Raw genomic sequence first — 21,173 nt, 5'->3', positions numbered from 1 at the left:
TTTCTCTCCGTTTTGTGCCTGTCGCTTCGAGATCAAAAAATATGTTCAGCTTGATCTCTTTGTTGAAACATTAAAACTCTTTTCTCAGCCAGCTATTGATACGTTTAAACCAATTGCCCACTGAGGCACGTTTTTCTACTTCTGACTCACCACTGAGATGAGACTCTTTACCATAATGCAATAATCCAACAGCAGTGGAGTAATAAGGTTCCTGTGCATAATCCGTCAGCCCGGTGATATTGAGCGGTTGACCGATGCGAACCTGGGCATGGAACACCCGCTGTGCGCATTCAGCCAGACCATCAATTTGTGCCGCGCCGCCAGTCAGCACGATACCGGCTGCCAGATGGTGCTTCACGCCTTGCTGACGCAGTTGCTCCTGCAATTGTAAAATCTCGTCGTTAACTAAATTCAGCAACTCGGTGTAGCGTGGTTCTATAACCTCAGCGAGCGTCTGTCTTTGCAGACTACGAGGAGGGCGTCCGCCAACACTTGGCACTTCTACACTTTCATCCTTGCTGACTATCGACCCGAGCGCACAGCCGTGCCGAACTTTAATCGCTTCCGCATCTGTTGGCGGTGTACCGAAGGCATAAGCTATGTCGCTGGTGACCACGTTCCCGGCGTAAGGGATAACTTTGGTGTGCCGTAATGCGCCACCGGTATAAACCGCCATATCCATGGTGCCACCGCCGATGTCGACCACACAGACACCCAGCTCACGTTCATCTTCCGTCAATACAGCATAACTTGCTGCCAAACCGGCGAAAATAAGTTGGTCCACTTTAAGGCCACAACGTTCCACCGCTTTGACGATATTTTTTGCCATATCGTTATGGCAGGTAATCAGGTGCACTTTGGCCTGCATCCGCACGCCAGAAAGACCAACAGGATTTTTGATGCCCTCCTGATAATCGATGGCATACTCCTGCGGAATAACGTGCAGGATACGATGCTCATCACGCACACGTACCGACTTCGCGGTATGCACTACGTTCTCTACATCTTCCTGAGTTACTTCTTCTTCTGAAATAGGAACCATCCCTATTTCATTCTGACAACTGATATGTTTGCCCGATAACGCCAAATAGACAGATGAAATTTGGCAATCTGCCATTAACTCAGCCTGATCGATAGCGCGCTGAACGCATTTCACTACCGATTCAAGGTCGTTAACCCCACCCTTATCCATGCCACGGGATGGGCAGCTGCCTACCCCAATAATATTGACCATGCCATCGGGCAGAACTTCCCCTACCAATGCGGAGACCTTTGCCGTTCCGATCTCAAGACCTACTACCAGTTTTCTGTCCGTCGACTTGATCATTGTTGTTTTGCCTGTGCCTGATTCTGTTGCGGATTACTGTTCTGCTGGCCATTTATGGGTGGCTCACCACCCTGACTGCCGATGAATACCGGAGCCCAACCTATTGCCGCCCCTGTCTCATAGCGCAAATCTACATAACTGACGCGTTTATCTGGCTGCTGTTGCAACAACGGGTATAACTCGATGAAACGTTGTAAACGCCCCATCCGGTCATCCCGACCCAGCTCCAGCCGAACATCATTATCTAAGGCCAACTGCCAAGAATGCCGGGCGCTCATTGCCGCCATTTTTAGCTGATACTTGCTGGCCGCTAACACCTTGCTCATTGCCCGATAGCCTTCCAGAACATCCTGTTCACTGCCTTCCGGGCCATACAGTAGTGGCAATTGCTGTTTACCAATGCGCTCAGAGGGCACACTGAATGACCGCCCCTGCTCATCAACCATATGCAAATCATTCCAGCGGGCAAAGGGCACATACTCCACCAGATGGATTTTCAGCTCATCCGGCCACTGTTTACGCACACTGGCCTGCTGAATCCAAGGTAACCGCTCAATCTGTTGCTGGATGATGTTCACATCCTGCGTCATAAAGGTACCCGGTGCGCCCAATGCCAGAATCGCCTGGCGAATATCATCATTGGTGGTGTAATGGCGCTCACCGGTCACCACCAGTTTCGACAGCGGCAGTCGGCTGGCATCCTTCATCCAACCCACTACTACCCAACCGCCCCAGAGTATGGTCCCAAGCACCATCAGCAGGAAAACCATACCTGCCAATTGGCCTCCGTTACTGCGCCGGGCTGCGGTGTTTTCCGCCGCACGTTCACGCGCATTGAGGGCAGCTTGCGACATCTCAGTCAGCCAACGTCAGAATTCGGGCCACTAACTGGGAGAAACTCAACCCATGTTGGCGGGCCGCCATCGGCACTAAACTGTGGCTGGTCATACCCGGTGAAGTATTCACTTCAAGCAGGTAGAAATTGCCGTCGCTATCTTGCATGACATCAACACGGCCCCAACCGCTGCAACCCAGCGCCTGATAAGCCCGCAATGCCAATGCGGCTAATTGCTGCTCCAACTCAGTGCTCAGGCCACTTGGGCAGAAGTACTGTGTCTCATCTGACAAATATTTGGCTTCATAGTCATAAAACACGCCCGGTACTTGAATACGGATCGACGGTAAAACGTCATCACCAAGGATCCCAACGGTAAATTCCGGGCCGCTCAACCATTTCTCAATCAGCACATCAGTGTCATGGCGGAACGCCTCAACCAGCGCGCCCTGTAGCTCATTGGCGTGATCCACCTTGCTCATGCCGACACTGGAGCCCTCATGGCTGGGCTTCACGATTAATGGCAGGCCAAGCTTAGCGACACGTGCCGCCAACTCCTCTGACGAAAGTGTTTCAAACTGTTGACGATTCAGCGCTACATAAGGCGAAATCGGTAAATCCAGAGCCTGCCACACTAATTTAGTGCGCAATTTATCCATGGTTAGAGCGGAGGCCATCACGCCGCTGCCGGTATAAGGCAGGCCAAGAAACTCCAAAACCCCTTGCAAGGTGCCATCTTCGCCACCACGGCCATGTAAGGCGATAAACACCTTATCAAAGCCCTGCGCTTTAAGCTGAGTTACCGGGAACTCTTTAGTATCAATGCCATGGGCGTCGATACCGGCTTCTCGCAGGCCCGCTAAAACGGCCTGACCGGATAGCAATGACACTTCACGTTCGGCAGAGGTCCCCCCCAGCAGTACCGCAACTTTCTCAGCCATGATGTTCCTCGTTTTTTATCTGTGGCTGCAATTTAAGCTCAGCCAATTTACGGGCAATTTTACCAATGTTACCTGCGCCCTGAACCAGAATCAGATCATCGCTATTCAGCACTTGCGCCAACACTTCTGGTACGGTTTCACTGTCTGAAACCAAAATCGGGTCTAACTTGCCACGGTTACGGATGGTGCGGCATAACGAGCGGCTATCAGCGCCAGGGATCGGCGTTTCACCCGCGGCATACACATCCAACATCAGCAAAACATCAACTTGCGATAGCACATTAGCGAAATCGTCATACAGGTCGCGGGTGCGGGTATAACGATGCGGCTGGAAAACCATCACAATGCGTTTATCCGGCCAACCAGCTCGTGCCGCTTTAACTGTGGCATCCACTTCCGTTGGGTGGTGGCCGTAATCATCCACCAGCATCACGCTGCCCTCTTTGCCGTTGACCGGTGCCAGTGGGAAGTTGCCAAGGAAATCAAAACGGCGCCCCGTCCCCTGGAATCCTGCCAATGCGCGCAAGATGTCATCGTCTTCAATGCCCTCTTCCGTCGCCACCGCAACCGCCGCTGCGGCATTCAGCGCATTGTGACGCCCCGGTGCATTCAAGGTCACCGTCATCAATGGCTTATCCAAGCGCTTGAGTGTGAAGTGCCCCTGTGGGCCTTCCTGACGATAACTGGCGATCTGCACATCGGCATCATCACTGAAGCCATAAGTGGTGATATGGCGGCCAACACGTGGCAACAACTCGCGCACCACGGGATCATCAATACACATCACCGCACGGCCATAGAATGGCAAATTGTGCAAAAAGTTAATAAATGTCTGTTTTAAGTTCTCGAAGTCTCCCTGGTAGGTATCCATGTGGTCAGCTTCGATATTGGTGACAATCGCCACCATCGGTTGCAAATGCAGGAAGGATGCATCGCTTTCATCCGCTTCTGCTATCAGATAACGGCTAGAGCCTAAACGCGCGTGCGTACCCGCCGCTTTAACCAGTCCACCATTCACAAACGTTGGATCTAAACCCGCTTCGGCATAAATGCTGGAAACCATGGCTGTGGTGGTGGTTTTACCGTGGGTGCCAGCAACGGCAATCCCATGGCGATAACGCATCAGTTCAGCCAACATTTCTGCGCGGCGGATCACCGGAATACGCGCCTCGCGAGCCGCGACAATCTCGGGGTTATCCGCAGAAATTGCCGTTGAAACCACCACCACACTGGCATCCCGCACATTCTCTGGACGGTGATGAAAATAGATCTGCGCGCCCAATGAAGCCAAATGCTGAGTTACCGGGTTGGGTGCCAAATCTGAACCGCTAATCTGATAACCTTCGTTTGCCAACACTTCAGCGATACCACCCATACCGGCACCACCGATGCCAATAAAGTGAATGTGCCGGACGCGACGCATCTCGGGCACGATAGTACGTAGTTTCGCCAGTTGCTGTGTATTCACGTTTCTCTTCACTTTTTTGTCTGTTACACATCCATGACCAGCATTCGCTGCCAGCCATTCATTATCTCAATCTATTTCACTTACTGGCAGCGACCACTTCAGCCGCCACGCGCTCTGTCGCGTCAGGGATAGCCACGGCTCTTGCCCGCTCAGCCATCGTCAATAAAGTCGAGCGATCCCACTCAGCGAGTAGGCCGCTAACCGCTTGCGCGGTAAATTGCGGCTGCTCGATAATTTTGGCCGCCCCTGCTTTTTCCAGCGGCAAGGCATTCCAGTACTGCTGCCGATCTTTATGCTGAAATGGCACAAAAATCGCCGGTAACCCTGCGGCAGCCACTTCGCTGACGGTCAGTGCACCTGAGCGGCAAACCACCACATCAGCCCAGGCATAGGCGGCAGCCATGTCATCGATAAACTCGACAACTTGATGCTTATCGCCCTGCCCTGCTTGCTGGTAAGCCTGCAGTACGTCGGGCAGTGCGCCTTTACCCACCTGATGCCAAACAGTGACCTGCTCACCCAGTGTCGCGGCAACCTGCGGCATGGTTTGATTCAGTACCCGTGCGCCCTGACTGCCACCGATAACCAATACGCGAATCGGCCCCTCGCGGCCCGCCAAGCGCTCTGCTGGCAATGGTAATGCCAACACATCGGTGCGAACCGGATTACCTACCACATCTGCATCGGGGAATGCGCCCGGAAATGCCTGCAAAACTCGCTTCGCAATTCGCGCCAGCCAGCGGTTGGTCAAACCCGCAATACCGTTTTGCTCATGTAGTACCACCGGGATACCACACAGCCAGGCGGCCAAACCACCGGGGCCGGAAACATACCCCCCCATACCCAGCACTACATCAGGCTGATAATCACGCATGATTTTCTTCGCCTGACGCACCGCACGATAAATTCGCACCGGTGCCGTCAATTGAGCCATCAGCCCCTTGCCGCGCAAACCAGAAATCTGGATAAAATCGATCTCAATGCCATGTTGGGGTACCAATGACGCTTCCATTCGGTCTGCGGTGCCTAACCAACGCACCTGCCAGCCTTGCGCCATCAGATGATGTGCCACGGCCAAACCGGGGAAGACATGCCCCCCAGTACCACCGGCCATCACCATTAAACGCTTGGTCTTGCCACTCATCGGGCACTCCTTACAAACGCCTGGGCTTTTGCCAAACGTGTTTCAAAATCAATACGTAACAACAGCACTATCGCGGTTGACATAATAATCAGGCTCGAACCACCGTAACTGATCAGTGGCAATGTCAAACCTTTGGTCGGCAACATCCCAGCCGCAGCCCCAACGTTAACCAGTGCCTGAAAACTAAACCAGACGCCAATCGAACAGGCCAAAAAGCCAGAAAATCGCTGATCTATCTCTAATGCGCGACGCCCAATGGACATAGCACGAAAAGCGACGAAGAATACCATTAACAATGCAAGAACCACACCGAAATACCCGAGTTCTTCACCTAAAATCGAGAAAATGAAGTCGGTATGCGCTTCCGGTAAATACTCCAGTTTCTGCACTGAATTCCCCAGGCCCTGCCCCCAGAACTCACCGCGCCCAAAAGCCATCAGCGACTGGGTTAACTGATACCCGCTGCCGAACGGATCAGCCCACGGATTCCAGAACGAGGTAACACGGCGCATACGGTAGGGTTCGGCAACAATCAGCAGACAAACCGCAAAGACACCGGAACCGATAATCGCCAGAAACTGCCACATTTTGGCTCCAGCCAAAAATAGCATCGCCAGTGTGGTAACAAACAGCACCACCACGGTGCCTAAATCGGGCTGCGCCAGCAGTAACACCGCCAGAATGACCATCACACCCATCGGTTTACAGAAGCCCCAAAAGTTGCTGCGTACCTCCTCAACCTTACGTACCAAATAGCTCGCCAGATAACAAAAGAGCGACAGCTTGGATAACTCTGCCGGCTGAATACGTAGCGGCCCCAAAGCAATCCAGCGTGATGCCCCGTTGACCGAGCTACCCACAACCAATACCACCAGCAGCATTACCAGCGAAATCAATAACATAACATTGCTGTAGCGCTGCCAGACCGCCATCGGGATGCGCAACGTCACCAGTGACAGACCGAACGCTAGCGCCAAATAGAGCGCGTCACGTTTAGCGAACAGGAATGGGTCACTGGCCAGACGCTGACCAATCGGCATTGAAGCCGATGTCACCATCACAAAACCGATAATCGCCAAACCGAATGTCAGCCACAGCAAGGTTCTGTCGTAAAGCACCATACTGGTGGTGTCGCTCTCCCGCGATCCCATCACAAAATGCTTTAGGGTATTAAACAGCCCTAGCCCCGGCATGCGCATCAGCCCAACTCCTCTGCCAAACGAGCAAACTCATCACCACGTTGCTCGAAGCTGCGGAATTGGTCCAGACTGGCGCAAGCGGGTGACAACAACACCATGTCACCCGGTGCCAGGCTCTTCGACAGCAGTACCATTGCCTGCTCCATTGTCTCGGTCAGTTGGGAGACCTCAGGGCGCAGTTCAGCCAGTTCGTCACCATCACGGCCAAAGCAGTAAATCTTGATGTGGTCGCCCTGCAAAAAGCGCGTCAAGCCAGAGAAATCAGCGGATTTACCATCGCCGCCCAGCAATAAATGCAAGGTGCCATCCACCTGTAAGCCATCTAACGCCGCTTCAGTGCTGCCCACATTGGTGGCTTTCGAATCATTAATCCAGCGCACGCCATTGTGCTCAAACACCAGTTGGAAGCGGTGCGGCAGACCGGTAAATGTCGTCAATGCTGTCAAGCTAGATGAGCGCGGGATACCCACAGCATCAGCCAGCGCCAACGCCGCCAGCGCATTGGTGTAGTTATGACGCCCGGTGAGTTTCATCTCACGGGTATTCAACACTTTCTCACCCCGTACTCGCAGCCAAATTTCGCCCTGCTGCTTGTTGAGGTGGTAATCACCTACATCGACCCCAAAGCTGATACAGCGGCTATCAGCACCACGCACGGGCATCGTCAGCGCGTCATCGGCATTCACGACACAAACTTTAGCGTTTTCATACACCCGCAGTTTAGCTGCGCGATATTGCTGCAAACCGAACGGATAACGATCAGTGTGATCCTCCGTCACGTTCAGTATGGTGGCCGCACTGGCCCGCAAGCTCGAGGTGGTTTCCAACTGGAAGCTGGACAGCTCTAGCACCACCAATTGGTTCTCTTGTTTCAACAGCGTGAGGGCCGGAACGCCGATGTTGCCACCGACGCCAACCTGCCAACCCGCCGCTTTTGCCATCTCGCCTACCAACGTGGTCACAGTGCTTTTGCCATTAGAGCCAGTAATCGCTACCACCGGTACTTGATTCTCACGGCAGAACAGTTCGATATCACCGACAATTTCAACGCCCGCATCAGCGGCATCACTTAACGCCGGATGCGCCAGTGCAATACCGGGGCTGGCGACAATCAAATCGGCCTCTAGCAGCCACTGCGCATTCAAATCACCCACATGGCGTTCGATATTTTCGGGTAATTTATCCAGCCCAGCAGGGTTGATTCGGGTATCCATCACACGTGGCGTCACACCGCGCGCCATAAAGAAATCAACGCAGGAGAGGCCGGTTAGCCCCAGCCCGATAATGACCACTTTTTTACCCTGATAATCAACCATAATTACCGTACCTTCAGCGTCGCCAGGCCAATCAGCACCAGCATCAGCGAAATAATCCAGAAGCGCACGATCACCCGTGGTTCCGGCCAGCCTTTAAGTTCGTAATGGTGATGAATCGGCGCCATGCGGAAAATGCGCTGTCCACGTAACTTAAAGGACCCTACCTGCAAGATGACCGACAGTGTTTCAACCACAAACACGCCGCCCATAATCACTAATAAGAACTCTTGGCGCAGTAATACGGCGATAGTGCCGAGTGCGCCGCCCAGTGCCAACGAGCCGACGTCCCCCATAAAGACCTGAGCCGGATAGGTGTTAAACCAGAGGAAACCCAGCCCTGCGCCGACAATGGCGGTACAAACAATCACTAGTTCACCCGCGTGGCGCAGATAAGGAATATGCAGGTAGGCCGCAAAATTCACGTTACCGGTCGCCCAGGCAACCAGTGCAAAGCCGCCCGCCACGAAAACGGTCGGCATAATTGCCAGGCCATCCAGTCCATCAGTCAGGTTGACCGCGTTGCTGGTGCCGACAATCACGAAGTACGCCAGCAAGATATAGAGCAGGCCCAGTTGCGGCATGATGTCTTTGAAGAAGGGCACCACCAACTCGGTAGCTGGGGTATCTTTGCCGATGCTATACATCGCAAATGCCGCTGCCAGTGCAATTATCGACTGCCAGAAGTACTTCCAGCGGGCAATCAAGCCCTTGGTGTCTTTACGTACCACTTTACGATAATCATCAATGAAACCGACGATGCCATAACCCACCAAAATGAATAGCACACACCAGACATAGGGGTTGGATGGGTAAGCCCACATCAGAACCGAAATAGTAATGGAGAACAGAATCATCAGGCCGCCCATGGTCGGCGTGCCGCGTTTACTGAAATGTGACTCTGGCCCATCGTTACGCACCACCTGACCAATCTGCAACTTCTGCAAATAAGCAATCAGGTGCGGCCCCATCCACAATGAGATCACTAATGCAGTCAACAGACTGACGATGGCTCGGAACGTCAAATAGGAAAAGACGTTAAAACCCGAGTAAAATTTCACTAAATATTCAGCCAACCAAACTAACATGATGCCTTCTCCTGTAACGCACGCACGACATTTTCCATGGCGGCGCTACGTGAACCTTTAATTAAAACTGTGATAACCGGATGTTCGCTCAGCAGTTCGCTAACGCGGGCTGCCAATGCGCTCTTATCCTGAAAATGTTCGCCGTTACCGCTAGCGTCGCTGAGTGTCTGACTTAACGTGCCAACACTCAGCACTTTATCGATACCCGCCTGTTTCGCGGCTTCACCGACCTGACGATGGCAATCAATCGCGGTATCGCCCAACTCACCCATATCGCCAACCACCATGACACGGTAGCCCGGCATTTCAGCCAGCACCTGCGCCGCTGCGGTCATGGAACCCACATTGGCGTTGTAAGTGTCATCCAGCAGCAACTTGCCAGCGGCGAGTTGAATGGGGAATAGCCGCCCCGGTACGGCCTGTAACTGCATCAGCCCCTGACGAACCGCCGCTAAATCAGCGCCAACCGACATAGCTAGTGCCGCAGCGGCTAGCCCATTGGCGATGTTATGTCGCCCCGGCAGTGGCAGCTCAATGGCGACAGTGCCAAATGGCGAGTGCAGAGTGAAATGCGTCGCCTGCGGGGTGATTTGCACGTCAGTGGCATAAAAATCGATATCTTCTGCTGCCTGAGGAGCAAAACGCCAGACCCGCTTGTTATGCAGAGTTTCCTGCCAGTGAGGCCAGTCGTTGCTGTCAGCATTAATAATTGCGGTGCCGTTAGCTGGCAATCCAGCAAAAATCTCGCCTTTGGCTTGCGCCACGCCGGCCAGAGAGCCAAAACCTTCCAGATGCGCGGCGGCTAAATTGTTAACCAAGGCGCTTTCCGGGCGGCTTAAATCCGTGGTGTAGGCAATTTCACCCACATGGTTAGCACCCAATTCAATAACCGCAAAATCATATTCTGGCGTCAAACGCAGCAGAGTCAGCGGCACTCCGATATCATTATTAAAGTTGCCGGCGGTATACAGCACCTTGCCGCATTGGCGCAAAATCGCAGCCGTCATCTCTTTGACTGAGGTTTTACCTGATGAGCCGGTTAAGGCCACCACGCGAGCAGGCACCTGCTGGCGAACCCAGGCCGCAAACTGCCCCAGCGCCAGACGAGTGTCTTTAACCACTAATTGTGGTGCCCCCACCAGTAAGCGTTTACTTACCAGCAAAGCGCCAGCACCAGCGGTAACAGCATCTTCTGCGAAATCATGCCCATCAAAACGCTCGCCTTTCAGCGCCACAAACAGACAGCCAGCCGTGACCTTACGGGTATCAATGGTCACTTCGGTGATCTCGAGGTGATTGCCACCTTTATCAGTGGCAATAAGCTCGGCGTTAAGCAGCTCGGACAAGAAATGCAGCGAGACTTTAATCATGCCACCACCCCCAACAGACGCGCGACAGTGACGCGGTCGGAGTAATCCAGTCGGCGATTGCCAACCAATTGATAATCTTCGTGTCCTTTGCCCGCGATCAGAACAACGTCGTCCTCTTTGGCTTGCATAATGGCACTGGTTACCGCTTCAGCACGACCATGGATCGCCAGCGCATGTCCGGCATCCAGTAAGCCGCTGAGGATATCGGCTACAATTGCCTGCGGCTCTTCGCTACGTGGGTTATCGTCCGTAACGACGACACGGTCAGCTAGCTGTTCCGCGATGCCGCCCATAAGTGGGCGCTTACCTTTGTCACGATCACCACCGCAACCAAACACACACCACAACTGCCCTTTACAATGTAAACGGGCTGCTGCCAGCGCTTTTTCCAGCGCATCCGGCGTATGGGCATAATCCACCACGACCGTAGGTTTACCCGGCGCGTTAAATACTTCCATCCGCCCGCAAACCGGTTGCAGATGAGGGGCAGCGGCTAAAAGCTGTGCTAATGGGTAGCCCAACGAGAGCAGCGTTGACAGTGCTACCAGCAAGTTACTGACGTTAAATGCCCCCATCAGGCGGCTCTCTATCTGGCCTTCACCCCAACTGGAGCCAAAGGTGATATTCGCGCCATTATCGTGATACTCCACCTGACTGGCGGATAACCACGGGCCTTTCCAGCCCGCAGGGAGATGACCTTCCATGCTGACGGCGACAGCTTGTGGCAACTGGCTTAGCCAGCGGCGGCCGACTTCGTCATCAGCATTGATAATTTTGTGTTCGGATTGATGGGTGGAGAACAGCAACCATTTTGCCGCCTCGTAACTCGCCATATTGCCGTGGTAATCCAGGTGATCGCGGCTCAAGTTAGTGAACACTGCGGCGGCAAACGGCAATGCGGCGACGCGATTTTGAATCAAACCGTGGGAAGAGACCTCCATCGCCGCAAAAGTGGCCCCTTGATCGACCAGATTGCGCAGTAAATGTTGGATATCAACCGCTGAACCGGTGGTGTTTTCCGTCGGAATCACCTGCCCTAATAAACCATTGCCGACAGTCCCCATCACCGCACTGGTTTCGCCCAGCGCCTGGCTCCACTGCGCCAATAATTGGCTAGTGGTGGTTTTGCCGTTAGTCCCGGTCACGCCGACCAAACGGAGTGCCGCGCCCGGTTGATGGTAAAACTGCCCCGCCAGCGTGGATAAGTGCTGATTCAAATTACGCAAATAAATAACAGGAACGCCATGTATCTCTGCAACACTGGCATCCGGTGCCACACCATCGGCTTCGGCCACAATTGCCGCCACACCTTGTGCGATGGCTTGTGGGATATAGCGACGCCCGTCCGTCTGGTGGCCAACAATGGCAACAAACAGATCCCCGGCAGCGGCAACACGGCTGTCTAATGTCATTTCCCGTAGCGCACGCTCCGGGAGGTCTAGCCCCCAAGGAGCGAGTAAATCGCGCAAGTTACGATCTGCCACCTGAACCCTCTTTTGTATTAATCACTAATTCGCTTTTATCACCAGTGGGTAACGCATCGGGTTCAATGTTCATGGTGCGCAATACGCCCCCCATGATGGCACCAAACACCGGTGCAGAAACCGCACCACCGTAATATTTCCCTGCCTGCGGGTCATTGATGACCACAACCAGAGCAAATCGAGGGTTACTCGCGGGCGCAACGCCTGCGGTGTAAGCGAGGTATCGGTCCATATATTTGCCATCCGGGCCAACTTTCTTGGCGGTACCGGTTTTAATGGCAATACGGTAGCCTTTGATGGCCGCTTTGGTGCCCCCGCCGCCGGGCAGTGCCACACTCTCCATCATATGAACCACGGTGCGTACCAGCGGTTCAGGGAAAATGCGCTCACCAGCTACTGGCGGGTCAACTTTGGTGATCGACAGCGGGCGATAGATCCCCATGCTGCCGATGGTTGCATAGACTCGCGCTAGTTGTAACGGTGTTACCATTAGCCCGTAGCCGAAAGAGAAGGTGGCCCTCTCTATGTCAGACCACCGTTGTTTTTTAGGATATAAGCCACTGCTCTCTCCGACCAACCCCAAATTGGTCGCTTTCCCAAACCCAAACCGTGAGTAAGTATCTACTAACGCTGAGGATGGCATCGCTAACGCCAGTTTAGAAACACCGACGTTACTCGACTTCTGCAAGATCCCGGTCACGGATAGCTCTGCGTAACGGGCCACGTCTTTAATCTGGTGACCGTTAACAAAGTACGGCAAGGTGTTCAGCACGCTGTTCTCTTTCACTACGCCGTGCTGCAATGCCGTCATGACTACCATTGGCTTAACTGTCGAGCCGGGTTCAAAAATATCGGTTATTGCCCGGTTACGCATGGCATCTTTCGGCGTACCGGTCAGGTTATTCGGGTTGTAGGACGGGCTGTTCGCCATCGCCAGCACTTCGCCGGTATTCACATCCACCAACACCGCCGTACCTGATTCTGCTTTGTTGAATGCCACCGCATTGTTCAGTTCACGATACACCAGTGCCTGCAAGCGCTCATCAACACTCAACACCAGATTATGTGCCGCCTGACTATCAACAGAGGAGATATCCTCAATGACGCGCCCATAGCGGTCTTTGCGCACCGTACGCTCGCCGGGCTGCCCAGTGAGCCAGCGGTCAAAACTTTTCTCTACGCCTTCAATGCCTTGGCTATCAATATTGGTTACGCCAATAATGTGAGCCATCACCTGGCCTGCTGGATAGTAGCGGCGGGACTCTTGGCGCAAATAGATGCCGGGTAATTTCAGCTTGTGGATATAGTCGCCAATGGCGGGGTTAACCTGACGGGCCAAATAGACAAAGCGCCCTTTTGGATTGGCATTTATTCGCGTTGCCAATTGATCTAGCGGGATTTCCAGTGCATCAGACAGCGCTTTCCAGCGCGTATCCAGCGTAATGCCGCCGCGCTCGGTAAGCTCTTTCGGGTCGGCCCAAACTGCATTAACTGGCACGCTAACTGCCAATGGACGGCCTGAACGGTCGCTGATCATGCCACGAGCTGTTGGCACTGCTTGTACCCGCAGCGAGCGCATATCGCCCTCGCGCACCAGTTTGTCAGGGTTGATCACTTGCAGATAGGCAGTGCGCAGCAGCAATCCGATCAATGCCAATAAAATACAGCCGCACAGCAACGCAAAACGCCAGCTAATAAAGCTGGCTTGTTCTTCTTGGCGCTTTAACTTCCCGGGGCGCGCTGCTTTCATGCGTTACCTTGGCAACGTAGAGTCATGGTGGCGACTAATTCCTTTATTATTAGAAAAACCTATTGCTGAACCACAATATTTTCTTGTGATGGATCAACATGTTGCATCTTCAGCTTGTCAGTTGCGATACTTTCAACACGGCTGTGGTCACCCAATGCGTTCTCTTCCAGAATCAGGTTGCGCCACTCGATATCCAGCGCATCCCGCTCCAGCACCAACTGCTCACGCTCAGCGGTTAACAAGCGCGTGCGGTGGGCGGTGGTCACAACAAAAATGGCAGACACCAACACCGCGACCAGTAAAATCAACGGGATTTTCGCATTGCGGAGTAAGTCCCCGCCGATGACCCCAACTAAACCGTGGCGTTCGTTGCCTATCACTCTTTAATCCTCTCAGCAAAGCGTAATACTGAGCTACGTGCTCGTGGGTTTTCAGCCACTTCAGCATCCGCTGGCATCATCTTGCCAATGGATTTCATCGTGCGCCCACCCATGCTGCGTAACTGCGCTTCCGTCAATGGCAATCCCGCCGGAACCTGTGGCCCACGGCTGCGTTGACGGATAAAGTTCTTCACAATGCGGTCTTCAAGGGAGTGGAAGCTAATCACTGACAAACGGCCTTCGTCTGCCAGCACTTCATGAGCGCCATCCAGTGCGCGCTCAATTTCTTCTAACTCACTGTTGATATAGATGCGGATAGCCTGGAAACTGCGGGTCGCCGGGTGTTTATGCTTCTCGCGGAATGGGCTGGCGTTAGCAATCAAATCAGCCAGCTCTTTGGTGCGTGTCATCGGCTGCGTAAGATTACGCTCAACAATGGCCTTGGCCAGACGCTTGGCGAAGCGCTCTTCACCAAAGGTTTTTAGCACCCAAGCGATATCATCGGCGCTGGCTTTCATCAACCATTCGGCGGCAGATAACCCACGGGTAGGATCCATCCGCATATCCAGCGGCCCGTCACGCATGAACGAGAAACCGCGTTCAGGATCATCCAATTGCGGGGATGACACACCGAGATCCAGCAAAATACCGTCAATGCGGCCAACTAAATCCAATTCCCGCACATAATGCGCCAATTCAGAAAAAGGACCGTGTACGATAGAGAAACGCGGATCAGTAATAGATTTTGCTGCTTCAATTGCTTGTGGATCACGATCGATCGCTATCAAGCGCCCTTCTGGCCCAAGTTGGGACAAAATCAGACGCGAATGACCACCACGGCCAAAAGTTCCGTCAATATAGATGCCGTTATCGCGGATGTTCAGGCCATTTACGGCTTCATCCAGCAATACGCTGGTGTGCTTGTAGTTGTTATCTACAATTTTTTTGTTATCTACCATGCTTATAGCGATAAGTCCTGTAGCCGCTCAGACAGTGGTTCCTGAGTCGACTGTTCTGCGTCGATGTCATCCTTGACTTGTTGATACCAGGTCTGTTCATCCCACAGCTCAAACTTGTTGAACTGCCCAACCAGCATCACTTCTTTATTCAGCCCGGCGTGCTGACGCAATGTTCCTGCAATCAGTAAACGCCCAGCACCGTCCATCTGACATTCACTGGCATGTCCTAACAGCAAACGTTGAACCCGACGCTCAGCCGGGTTCATGCTCGACAGACGAGATAATTTTTGTTCAATGATTTCCCATTCAGGGAGTGGATAAAGCAACAGGCATGGTTGGTGAAGGTCTATGGTACAGACCATCTGGCCCTGCGACTCCTCATTCAGCAAATCCCGATAACGGGTAGGTACGGCGAGCCGCCCTTTGCTGTCGAGGTTAACCATCGTTGCCCCACGAAACATGACTGAGTTACCCCTTCATGACCCAATTCGCCACTTTACCCCACAAATCCCCACATTAAAGAGTTTACGGATGGTATGAAAACCTTGTCAAGCCAGAGCCGAGGCGCTTTGACAATATTTATGGGCCGTTTTTGAGATATATCTCGTAGAAGGGGCTATTTTAGTGCTTGAAATAGAAATTAACGTCATGATTAACGGGCTATTTTTCCGCCAGTAATTCCTGCAACTTAAATAAATAATTAATTGTCGATTAATTGTTTCATTATTTCCTTCTGCAAGGAATGTCTCATTTTCAGTATGAAAAACGTACGGTCTAAAATTCAACTGTCTGAGTAGAAAACCCGCGTCTGCTGGCTTCACTAAGGAAAAACAGCGGAAATCGGTGACAAAATCCACGACAAAACAATAATACCCTTGAAAACAACAAGTGTTATCGGCGCTGCATTTTACTTCAATTAAGCCGCAAGGATTAATCTATTTTGAAATAAATTATTGGTACATATTTTGGGGCAGCGCTGAAATATGAATGTCTTCAGACAGATAAATCTTAAATTAGGGAAATACCGCAAAATAGTTTTTTTCTCATCGATTCTTTTAAATTTGACTTAGATTGCATTCGTTTTCCTCGCCACCAAAGCGAAATCATAACATTTTGTTTTTAAACAAAAAATAGATAGCCGCCATTTTAAAAACCACCGAAAGCCCTATTCCTCACAGTAGAAAGTATAAAAATCAGGCAAATGTTAAAAATAAAAATTTTAAGCTGGTTATATTACAACCAATAGCACTGTAAACTGCAACAAAAGCATAATAGCAACACAATCAGCTAATATTTAAATGATGAGCAATACATAAATCCTGCTATTAATCTCATTGATTAGCGTTTTAGCAGATTTTTACCCCAAGTAGGGAGTTAATGACAATGTTTTCAACTGGGTCCCGTCTGCGTAGTGCCGCAGCCGATACTTTCGCACTCGTGGTGTATTGTTTTGTCATCGGCATGATAATTGAAATAGTGATCTCGGGAATGACCTTCCAACAGTCGCTCTCTTCCCGTCTGGTCTCAATACCGGTCAATATCCTTATCGCCTGGCCTTATGGTGTGTATCGCGATGCTTTTATCCGCTTCGCATATCGTCATGTGGGGGAGCATGTTTGGGCAAGAAATCTGGCAGACCTACTGGCATACGTCAGTTTCCAGTCACCGGTCTATGCGCTGATTTTGTGGTCGGTAGGGGCTGATTTAGAGCAAATCACCACAGCAGTCACCAGTAATGCCTTGGTTTCTATGGCGATGGGTGTGGCGTATGGCTACTTTTTGGAGTATTGCCGGAGGTTGTTCCGTGTTGCAGGCTACGTCTAATATACCCGTCATCTTTCAAGTTGCAGGTGTGTTGGTTACGCTCGTTACTCGGTCCATCCATGGACCTCGCCTCTGCGAGGCCGCGGGCAAGCGGCGTTCAAATCTGCTCCCGACAAATTTGTCTCTTGCTTGCCGCTTTCCTGCATCTTGAAATCTATTGGGTATAAATGGGATGGATTACGCAAGCACAATCAGGGCGCATTCGGCACCCTGATTCATAATAAAAGGCTATTTACGGCTCAAACTGCCGCGGCGGAACAAGTTACGACGGATGCGCGTTAAACCCGGCTTCGGCTTATGCGGCTCATCTAAGCTGGCTAATACCAATTCCAATACACGTTCGGCCACATCTCGGTGGCGCTGTGCGACCGCCAATACCGGACATTCTAGGAAATCGAGCAGTTCGTTATCACCAAAAGTAGCGATCGCCAGATTGCTGGGTAAGCGCCCACTCTGCTTTAAGGTGACATCCATAACGCCCTGTAGCAGCTGGAATGAGGTGGTAAACAGCGCCTGTGGCATCGGGTGGGTCTTTAGCCACTCGGCAAACAGCACTCCGGCGGCTTCGCGTTCATAGCTGTTGGCGTAGAGGTAATCGACCTTACGGGGATCATCCTTCCACGCTTCACGAAAACCCATCTCTCGCAGAAAGCTGACCGACAGCTCAGGTAACGCGCCGAGATACAGTACCGATTCCGCTGGGAAAGTCCGTAGCTCTTGCGCCAACATCAATGCATCTTCTTGATCCGCACCCACCACACTGATGAAATGTTCGCGGTCCAAGGCTCGATCAAGGGCGATGATCGGCAACGGGTCATTGGCCCAGCGCTGATAGAAAGGGTGCTCTGGCGGCAAAGCCGTTGAAACGATAATGGCGTCAACCTGACGCTGCAACAGATGCTCAATGCAACGCATTTCATTATCGGGCTGATCCTCAGAACAGGCGATCAACAATTGGTAGCCACGCTGGCGAGCCTGACGCTCCAAATAGTTTGCGATACGGGTGTAGCTGGTATTCTCCAGATCCGGGATCACCAGACCAATCGAACGGGTTCTGCCCGCGCGCAATCCTGCCGCAACGGCATTTGGGTGATAGTTATGTTCCCTGACCACAGCCATAACTTTATCTACTGTTTTATCGCTGACCCGGTACTGTTTCGCTTTGCCATTAATGACATAACTGGCGGTTGTGCGCGAAACGCCCGCAAGACGCGCGATTTCATCCAGTTTCACATTGACCCCTTATAAACCCAATAAAGTAATGAAAGGCATGATGTCTGCCAGAGCGGAGTATCTCAGAATTTCTCAATCCGTCGATCTACAGTAGCATTACAGCTAAACCATGAGATATAGACATAATTTAACTACGGATATTTCGCTATATAGATCTAACCGCAGAACTCACTATTGAGCAACCGCTTTAACCGCCATATAACACTACCTTGGTTAAATAATAAGAAAAAAAAAGCCCAGCATCTCTGCTGAGCCTGATAATGAGTATTAATCACTTTGGTTAACGCATTATCTTATCGCCACGGGAGACACCGACAATACCGGAGCGGGCAACTTCAACAATTTCGGCCACTTCCCGCACAGCATTTAAGAATGCATCCAGTTTATCGCTCGTCCCGGCAAGCTGGACGGTATAGAGCGTGGCAGTCACATCAACAATCTGCCCACGGAAAATTTCAGCGCAACGCTTCACTTCTTCACGCCCGTAACCGCTGGCCTGCAACTTCACCAACATGATTTCGCGCTCAACATGTGAGCCGGAAACCAACTCACTGACTCGCAAGACGTCCACCAGCTTATGCAGCTGTTTTTCGATCTGCTCCAGAACCTTGGCATCGCCCACGGTTTGGATGGTCATTCGAGACAGCGTTGGATCGTCGGTCGGCGCAACAGTCAAACTCTCAATGTTATAACCGCGCTGAGAAAACAGGCCCACAACCCGTGATAAAGCACCTGATTCGTTTTCCAGCAGAACTGATAAAATCCGGCGGCGCATAATTATGTCCTCTCCGTTTTGCTAAGCCACATTTCGTCCATGCCACCACCGCGAATCTGCATCGGGTAAACATGTTCCGTTTCATCAACAGTCACATCCACAAACACCAGGCGATTCGTCTCGGATAATTGTGACAAGGCATCGGCCAGCTTACTTTCCAACTCATCCGGCGTGCGGATTGCAATACCGATGTGCCCATAAGCTTCAGCCAATTTGACGAAATCAGGCAGTGAATCCATATAAGACTGTGAATGACGGCCTGAATAGATCATATCCTGCCACTGCTTCACCATGCCGAGATAGCGGTTATTCAGGTTCAGTACCAGCACTGGCAGGTTATATTGCAGTGCAGTAGATAACTCCTGAATATTCATTTGGATACTGCCATCACCGGTGACACACACCACGGTTTCATCCGGTAGCGCCAGTTTAACCCCAAGGGCCGCCGGTAACCCGAAGCCCATGGTGCCTAAGCCACCTGAATTGATCCAATGGCGTGGTTTATCAAATGGATAGTAAAGTGCGGCGAACATCTGATGTTGGCCCACATCTGAGGTGACGTAAGCATCACCTTTAGTCAAACGGTGCAGTGTTTCAATAACGGCTTGTGGCTTGATCTTGCCGCTCTCTTTGTTGTAGCCCAGACAGTTGCGCGCGCGCCACTGTTCAATGGATTGCCACCAGTCACGCAAACTATCAAAATCTTGTGCACTATCAATCTGAGGCAGTAGCTCCAGCATTTGTACCAAAACTTGTTTGGCATCACCGACAATCGGAATATCTGCATTGACAGTTTTCGAGATTGACGTCGGATCGATATCAATGTGTACCACACTGGCATCTGGGCAGTATTTAGCCAGATTATTGGTGGTGCGGTCATCAAAGCGCACGCCAATGGCAAAAATCAGGTCTGTATTGTGCATGGCCATATTGGCCTCAAACGTCCCGTGCATCCCCAACATGCCAACACTTTGGCGATGCGTGCCAGGGAAGCTACCCAGCCCCATTAGCGAGCTGGTGACCGGAAGATTCAACTTCTCAGCAAACGCCAATAGCTCTTCGTGGCAGGCTGAATTTATCGCCCCACCACCGACATACATAATAGGTCTTTTGGCCGCGAGAATGGTTTGCAGCGCACGCTTAATCTGACCACGATGGCCCTGCACTGTCGGATTATATGAGCGCAAGCTAACTTGTTCTGGGTAGGCGTAAGGCATTTTGACCGCTGGCCCTACAATATCTTTTGGCAGATCAATAACTACTGGACCTGGGCGGCCTGTCGAAGCCAGATAAAATGCCTTTTTCAGTACAGTGGGAATATCTTCCGTGCGTTTAACCAGGAAGCTATGTTTAACCACTGGGCGGGAGATCCCCACCATGTCGCACTCCTGGAAAGCGTCGTAGCCAATCAACGAGCTAGGCACCTGACCAGAAAGCACCACCATTGGCACGGAATCCATATAGGCCGTGGCAATACCGGTAATTGCATTGGTCGCGCCGGGGCCGGAAGTGACCAGCACTACGCCGACTTCGCCGGTTGCCCGCGCATAACCATCGGCCATGTGTACCGCACCTTGTTCGTGGCGCACCAGCACGTGATCGATGCCTCCGACCGTGTGCAGGGCATCGTAGATATCAAGTACGGCCCCGCCGGGATAACCGAACACATGCTTAACGCCCTGATCGATTAACGATCGGACAACCATCTCGGCTCCTGACAACATCTCCATGGGTTTTGCCTCCAGGCTTAGTTTGCTCATCGGATAACGGGAAGTCATTTCCACGGGTTCCTGTAGGAAAGGCACAACGCCCCTTATTCCTATTCTTAGTTTGTTATAGTTAGGGTAACTAACTTATTAACATAACGTCAGAATTTCTGGCAGGCAAACAGCAATTATCTGCCCTAAAGACAATTCCGTTAGTCACATACTGGATTTACTCCAGTTACAAAAACAAAACACTACCAGAGTAGCCGCAACCTTGGTTTTTACATCGCATTAGCAGGTAATTATAGAACTTAATCAGGCTAATGATTTTTACATGCTGGATGCAGCAAAATGATAGGCACTACACAGAAATGGGT

At 51.8% G+C, this 21,173-nt stretch carries 18 protein-coding genes; 1 reads left to right on the top strand and 17 read right to left on the bottom strand.

Annotated elements, in window-relative coordinates:
• Nucleotides 1-70: 70 nt before the first annotated feature.
• The 14 genes from ftsA to mraZ form a co-directional block, all read right to left on the bottom strand.
• Nucleotides 71-1,327 carry a cell division protein FtsA gene (ftsA, locus tag HRK25_RS09755; RefSeq protein WP_002210431.1) on the bottom strand — a complete coding sequence of 419 codons (1,257 nt, stop codon included), beginning with the start codon at nt 1,325-1,327 and terminating at the stop codon, nt 71-73.
• Nucleotides 1,324-2,181 carry a cell division protein FtsQ gene (ftsQ, locus tag HRK25_RS09750; RefSeq protein ID WP_005275222.1) on the bottom strand — a complete coding sequence of 286 codons (858 nt, stop codon included), beginning with the start codon at nt 2,179-2,181 and terminating at the stop codon, nt 1,324-1,326. The genes ftsA and ftsQ overlap by 4 nt, the downstream gene beginning before the upstream one ends.
• A gap of 1 nt (nt 2,182) precedes the next feature.
• Nucleotides 2,183-3,103: a D-alanine--D-alanine ligase gene (locus HRK25_RS09745; RefSeq protein ID WP_032898077.1), complete on the bottom strand. Its 921-nt coding sequence runs from the start codon at nt 3,101-3,103 to the stop codon at nt 2,183-2,185.
• Entirely contained in the window at nt 3,096-4,571 is a 1,476-nt protein-coding gene (gene murC / locus HRK25_RS09740; RefSeq protein ID WP_005275228.1) for a UDP-N-acetylmuramate--L-alanine ligase, read from the bottom strand. The genes HRK25_RS09745 and murC overlap by 8 nt, the downstream gene beginning before the upstream one ends.
• A 76-nt stretch (nt 4,572-4,647) precedes the next feature.
• A complete protein-coding gene (gene murG, locus HRK25_RS09735; RefSeq protein ID WP_032898078.1) occupies nt 4,648-5,715 on the bottom strand; it encodes an undecaprenyldiphospho-muramoylpentapeptide beta-N-acetylglucosaminyltransferase in 1,068 nt (355 codons plus the stop codon).
• Complete coding sequence (ftsW, locus tag HRK25_RS09730; RefSeq protein WP_032898080.1) at nt 5,712-6,914, bottom strand: cell division protein FtsW; 1,203 nt, start codon at nt 6,912-6,914, stop codon at nt 5,712-5,714. Before ftsW ends, murG begins: the two co-directional genes overlap by 4 nt.
• Nucleotides 6,914-8,230, bottom strand: coding sequence for a UDP-N-acetylmuramoyl-L-alanine--D-glutamate ligase (gene murD / locus HRK25_RS09725; protein WP_005275234.1), 1,317 nt, complete (start codon nt 8,228-8,230; stop codon nt 6,914-6,916). The genes ftsW and murD overlap by 1 nt, the downstream gene beginning before the upstream one ends.
• A 2-nt stretch (nt 8,231-8,232) precedes the next feature.
• The gene (mraY, locus tag HRK25_RS09720) at nt 8,233-9,315 is read right to left on the bottom strand and encodes a phospho-N-acetylmuramoyl-pentapeptide-transferase (RefSeq protein ID WP_032814707.1); all 1,083 of its coding nucleotides are present in this window, start codon (nt 9,313-9,315) and stop codon (nt 8,233-8,235) included.
• Nucleotides 9,309-10,685, bottom strand: a complete 1,377-nt coding sequence (murF, locus tag HRK25_RS09715; RefSeq protein WP_032898081.1) for a UDP-N-acetylmuramoyl-tripeptide--D-alanyl-D-alanine ligase — start codon at nt 10,683-10,685, stop codon at nt 9,309-9,311. The genes mraY and murF overlap by 7 nt, the downstream gene beginning before the upstream one ends.
• The gene (gene murE / locus HRK25_RS09710) at nt 10,682-12,169 is read right to left on the bottom strand and encodes a UDP-N-acetylmuramoyl-L-alanyl-D-glutamate--2,6-diaminopimelate ligase (protein WP_032898082.1); all 1,488 of its coding nucleotides are present in this window, start codon (nt 12,167-12,169) and stop codon (nt 10,682-10,684) included. The genes murF and murE overlap by 4 nt, the downstream gene beginning before the upstream one ends.
• Complete coding sequence (locus tag HRK25_RS09705; RefSeq protein WP_005275244.1) at nt 12,156-13,919, bottom strand: peptidoglycan glycosyltransferase FtsI; 1,764 nt, start codon at nt 13,917-13,919, stop codon at nt 12,156-12,158. The genes murE and HRK25_RS09705 overlap by 14 nt, the downstream gene beginning before the upstream one ends.
• 59 nt (nt 13,920-13,978) lie before the next feature.
• Entirely contained in the window at nt 13,979-14,299 is a 321-nt protein-coding gene (ftsL, locus tag HRK25_RS09700) for a cell division protein FtsL (protein ID WP_032814710.1), read from the bottom strand.
• Entirely contained in the window at nt 14,296-15,258 is a 963-nt protein-coding gene (rsmH, locus tag HRK25_RS09695) for a 16S rRNA (cytosine(1402)-N(4))-methyltransferase RsmH (protein ID WP_005275251.1), read from the bottom strand. Before rsmH ends, ftsL begins: the two co-directional genes overlap by 4 nt.
• A 2-nt stretch (nt 15,259-15,260) precedes the next feature.
• Complete coding sequence (gene mraZ, locus HRK25_RS09690) at nt 15,261-15,719, bottom strand: division/cell wall cluster transcriptional repressor MraZ (RefSeq protein ID WP_004875568.1); 459 nt, start codon at nt 15,717-15,719, stop codon at nt 15,261-15,263.
• A gap of 922 nt (nt 15,720-16,641) precedes the next feature.
• On the opposite strand from mraZ, the gene HRK25_RS09685 reads away from it, so the two are divergent.
• The gene (locus HRK25_RS09685; RefSeq protein ID WP_032898084.1) at nt 16,642-17,082 is read left to right on the top strand and encodes an L-alanine exporter AlaE; all 441 of its coding nucleotides are present in this window, start codon (nt 16,642-16,644) and stop codon (nt 17,080-17,082) included.
• A gap of 228 nt (nt 17,083-17,310) precedes the next feature.
• Here HRK25_RS09685 and cra read toward each other — a convergent pair whose 3' ends face one another.
• The 3 genes from cra to ilvI all read right to left on the bottom strand — a co-directional run bounded on the left by cra (nt 17,311) and on the right by ilvI (nt 20,820).
• Nucleotides 17,311-18,315: a catabolite repressor/activator gene (gene cra / locus HRK25_RS09680; protein WP_004875570.1), complete on the bottom strand. Its 1,005-nt coding sequence runs from the start codon at nt 18,313-18,315 to the stop codon at nt 17,311-17,313.
• A 280-nt stretch (nt 18,316-18,595) separates the two neighbouring features.
• Nucleotides 18,596-19,090, bottom strand: coding sequence for an acetolactate synthase small subunit (gene ilvN / locus HRK25_RS09675; RefSeq protein ID WP_004388986.1), 495 nt, complete (start codon nt 19,088-19,090; stop codon nt 18,596-18,598).
• Nucleotides 19,091-19,092: 2 nt separating this feature from the next.
• Nucleotides 19,093-20,820, bottom strand: coding sequence for an acetolactate synthase 3 large subunit (gene ilvI / locus HRK25_RS09670; RefSeq protein WP_032898090.1), 1,728 nt, complete (start codon nt 20,818-20,820; stop codon nt 19,093-19,095).
• Nucleotides 20,821-21,173: the final 353 nt, after the last annotated feature.

It is taken from the genome of Yersinia bercovieri ATCC 43970, from assembly GCF_013282745.1.
GTDB classification, from domain to species: Bacteria; Pseudomonadota; Gammaproteobacteria; order Enterobacterales; family Enterobacteriaceae; genus Yersinia; species Yersinia bercovieri.
Note: the sequence above shows the minus strand (reverse complement) of the source record. Positions and strands in the feature narration are given on the sequence as shown.

What these genes read in the sequence shown, in the direction of transcription:
- ftsA (WP_002210431.1), bottom strand. Translation starts at nt 1,327, where the DNA reads ATGATCAAGTCGACGGACAGAAAACTGGTAGTAGGTCTTGAGATCGGA.
- ftsQ (WP_005275222.1), bottom strand. Translation starts at nt 2,181, where the DNA reads ATGTCGCAAGCTGCCCTCAATGCGCGTGAACGTGCGGCGGAAAACACC.
- HRK25_RS09745 (WP_032898077.1), bottom strand. Translation starts at nt 3,103, where the DNA reads ATGGCTGAGAAAGTTGCGGTACTGCTGGGGGGGACCTCTGCCGAACGT.
- murG (WP_032898078.1), bottom strand. Translation starts at nt 5,715, where the DNA reads ATGAGTGGCAAGACCAAGCGTTTAATGGTGATGGCCGGTGGTACTGGG.
- ftsW (WP_032898080.1), bottom strand. Translation starts at nt 6,914, where the DNA reads ATGCGCATGCCGGGGCTAGGGCTGTTTAATACCCTAAAGCATTTTGTG.
- murD (WP_005275234.1), bottom strand. Translation starts at nt 8,230, where the DNA reads ATGGTTGATTATCAGGGTAAAAAAGTGGTCATTATCGGGCTGGGGCTA.
- mraY (WP_032814707.1), bottom strand. Translation starts at nt 9,315, where the DNA reads ATGTTAGTTTGGTTGGCTGAATATTTAGTGAAATTTTACTCGGGTTTT.
- murF (WP_032898081.1), bottom strand. Translation starts at nt 10,685, where the DNA reads ATGATTAAAGTCTCGCTGCATTTCTTGTCCGAGCTGCTTAACGCCGAG.
- HRK25_RS09705 (WP_005275244.1), bottom strand. Translation starts at nt 13,919, where the DNA reads ATGAAAGCAGCGCGCCCCGGGAAGTTAAAGCGCCAAGAAGAACAAGCC.
- rsmH (WP_005275251.1), bottom strand. Translation starts at nt 15,258, where the DNA reads ATGGTAGATAACAAAAAAATTGTAGATAACAACTACAAGCACACCAGC.
- mraZ (WP_004875568.1), bottom strand. Translation starts at nt 15,719, where the DNA reads ATGTTTCGTGGGGCAACGATGGTTAACCTCGACAGCAAAGGGCGGCTC.
- HRK25_RS09685 (WP_032898084.1), top strand. Translation starts at nt 16,642, where the DNA reads ATGTTTTCAACTGGGTCCCGTCTGCGTAGTGCCGCAGCCGATACTTTC.
- ilvN (WP_004388986.1), bottom strand. Translation starts at nt 19,090, where the DNA reads ATGCGCCGCCGGATTTTATCAGTTCTGCTGGAAAACGAATCAGGTGCT.
- ilvI (WP_032898090.1), bottom strand. Translation starts at nt 20,820, where the DNA reads ATGGAGATGTTGTCAGGAGCCGAGATGGTTGTCCGATCGTTAATCGAT.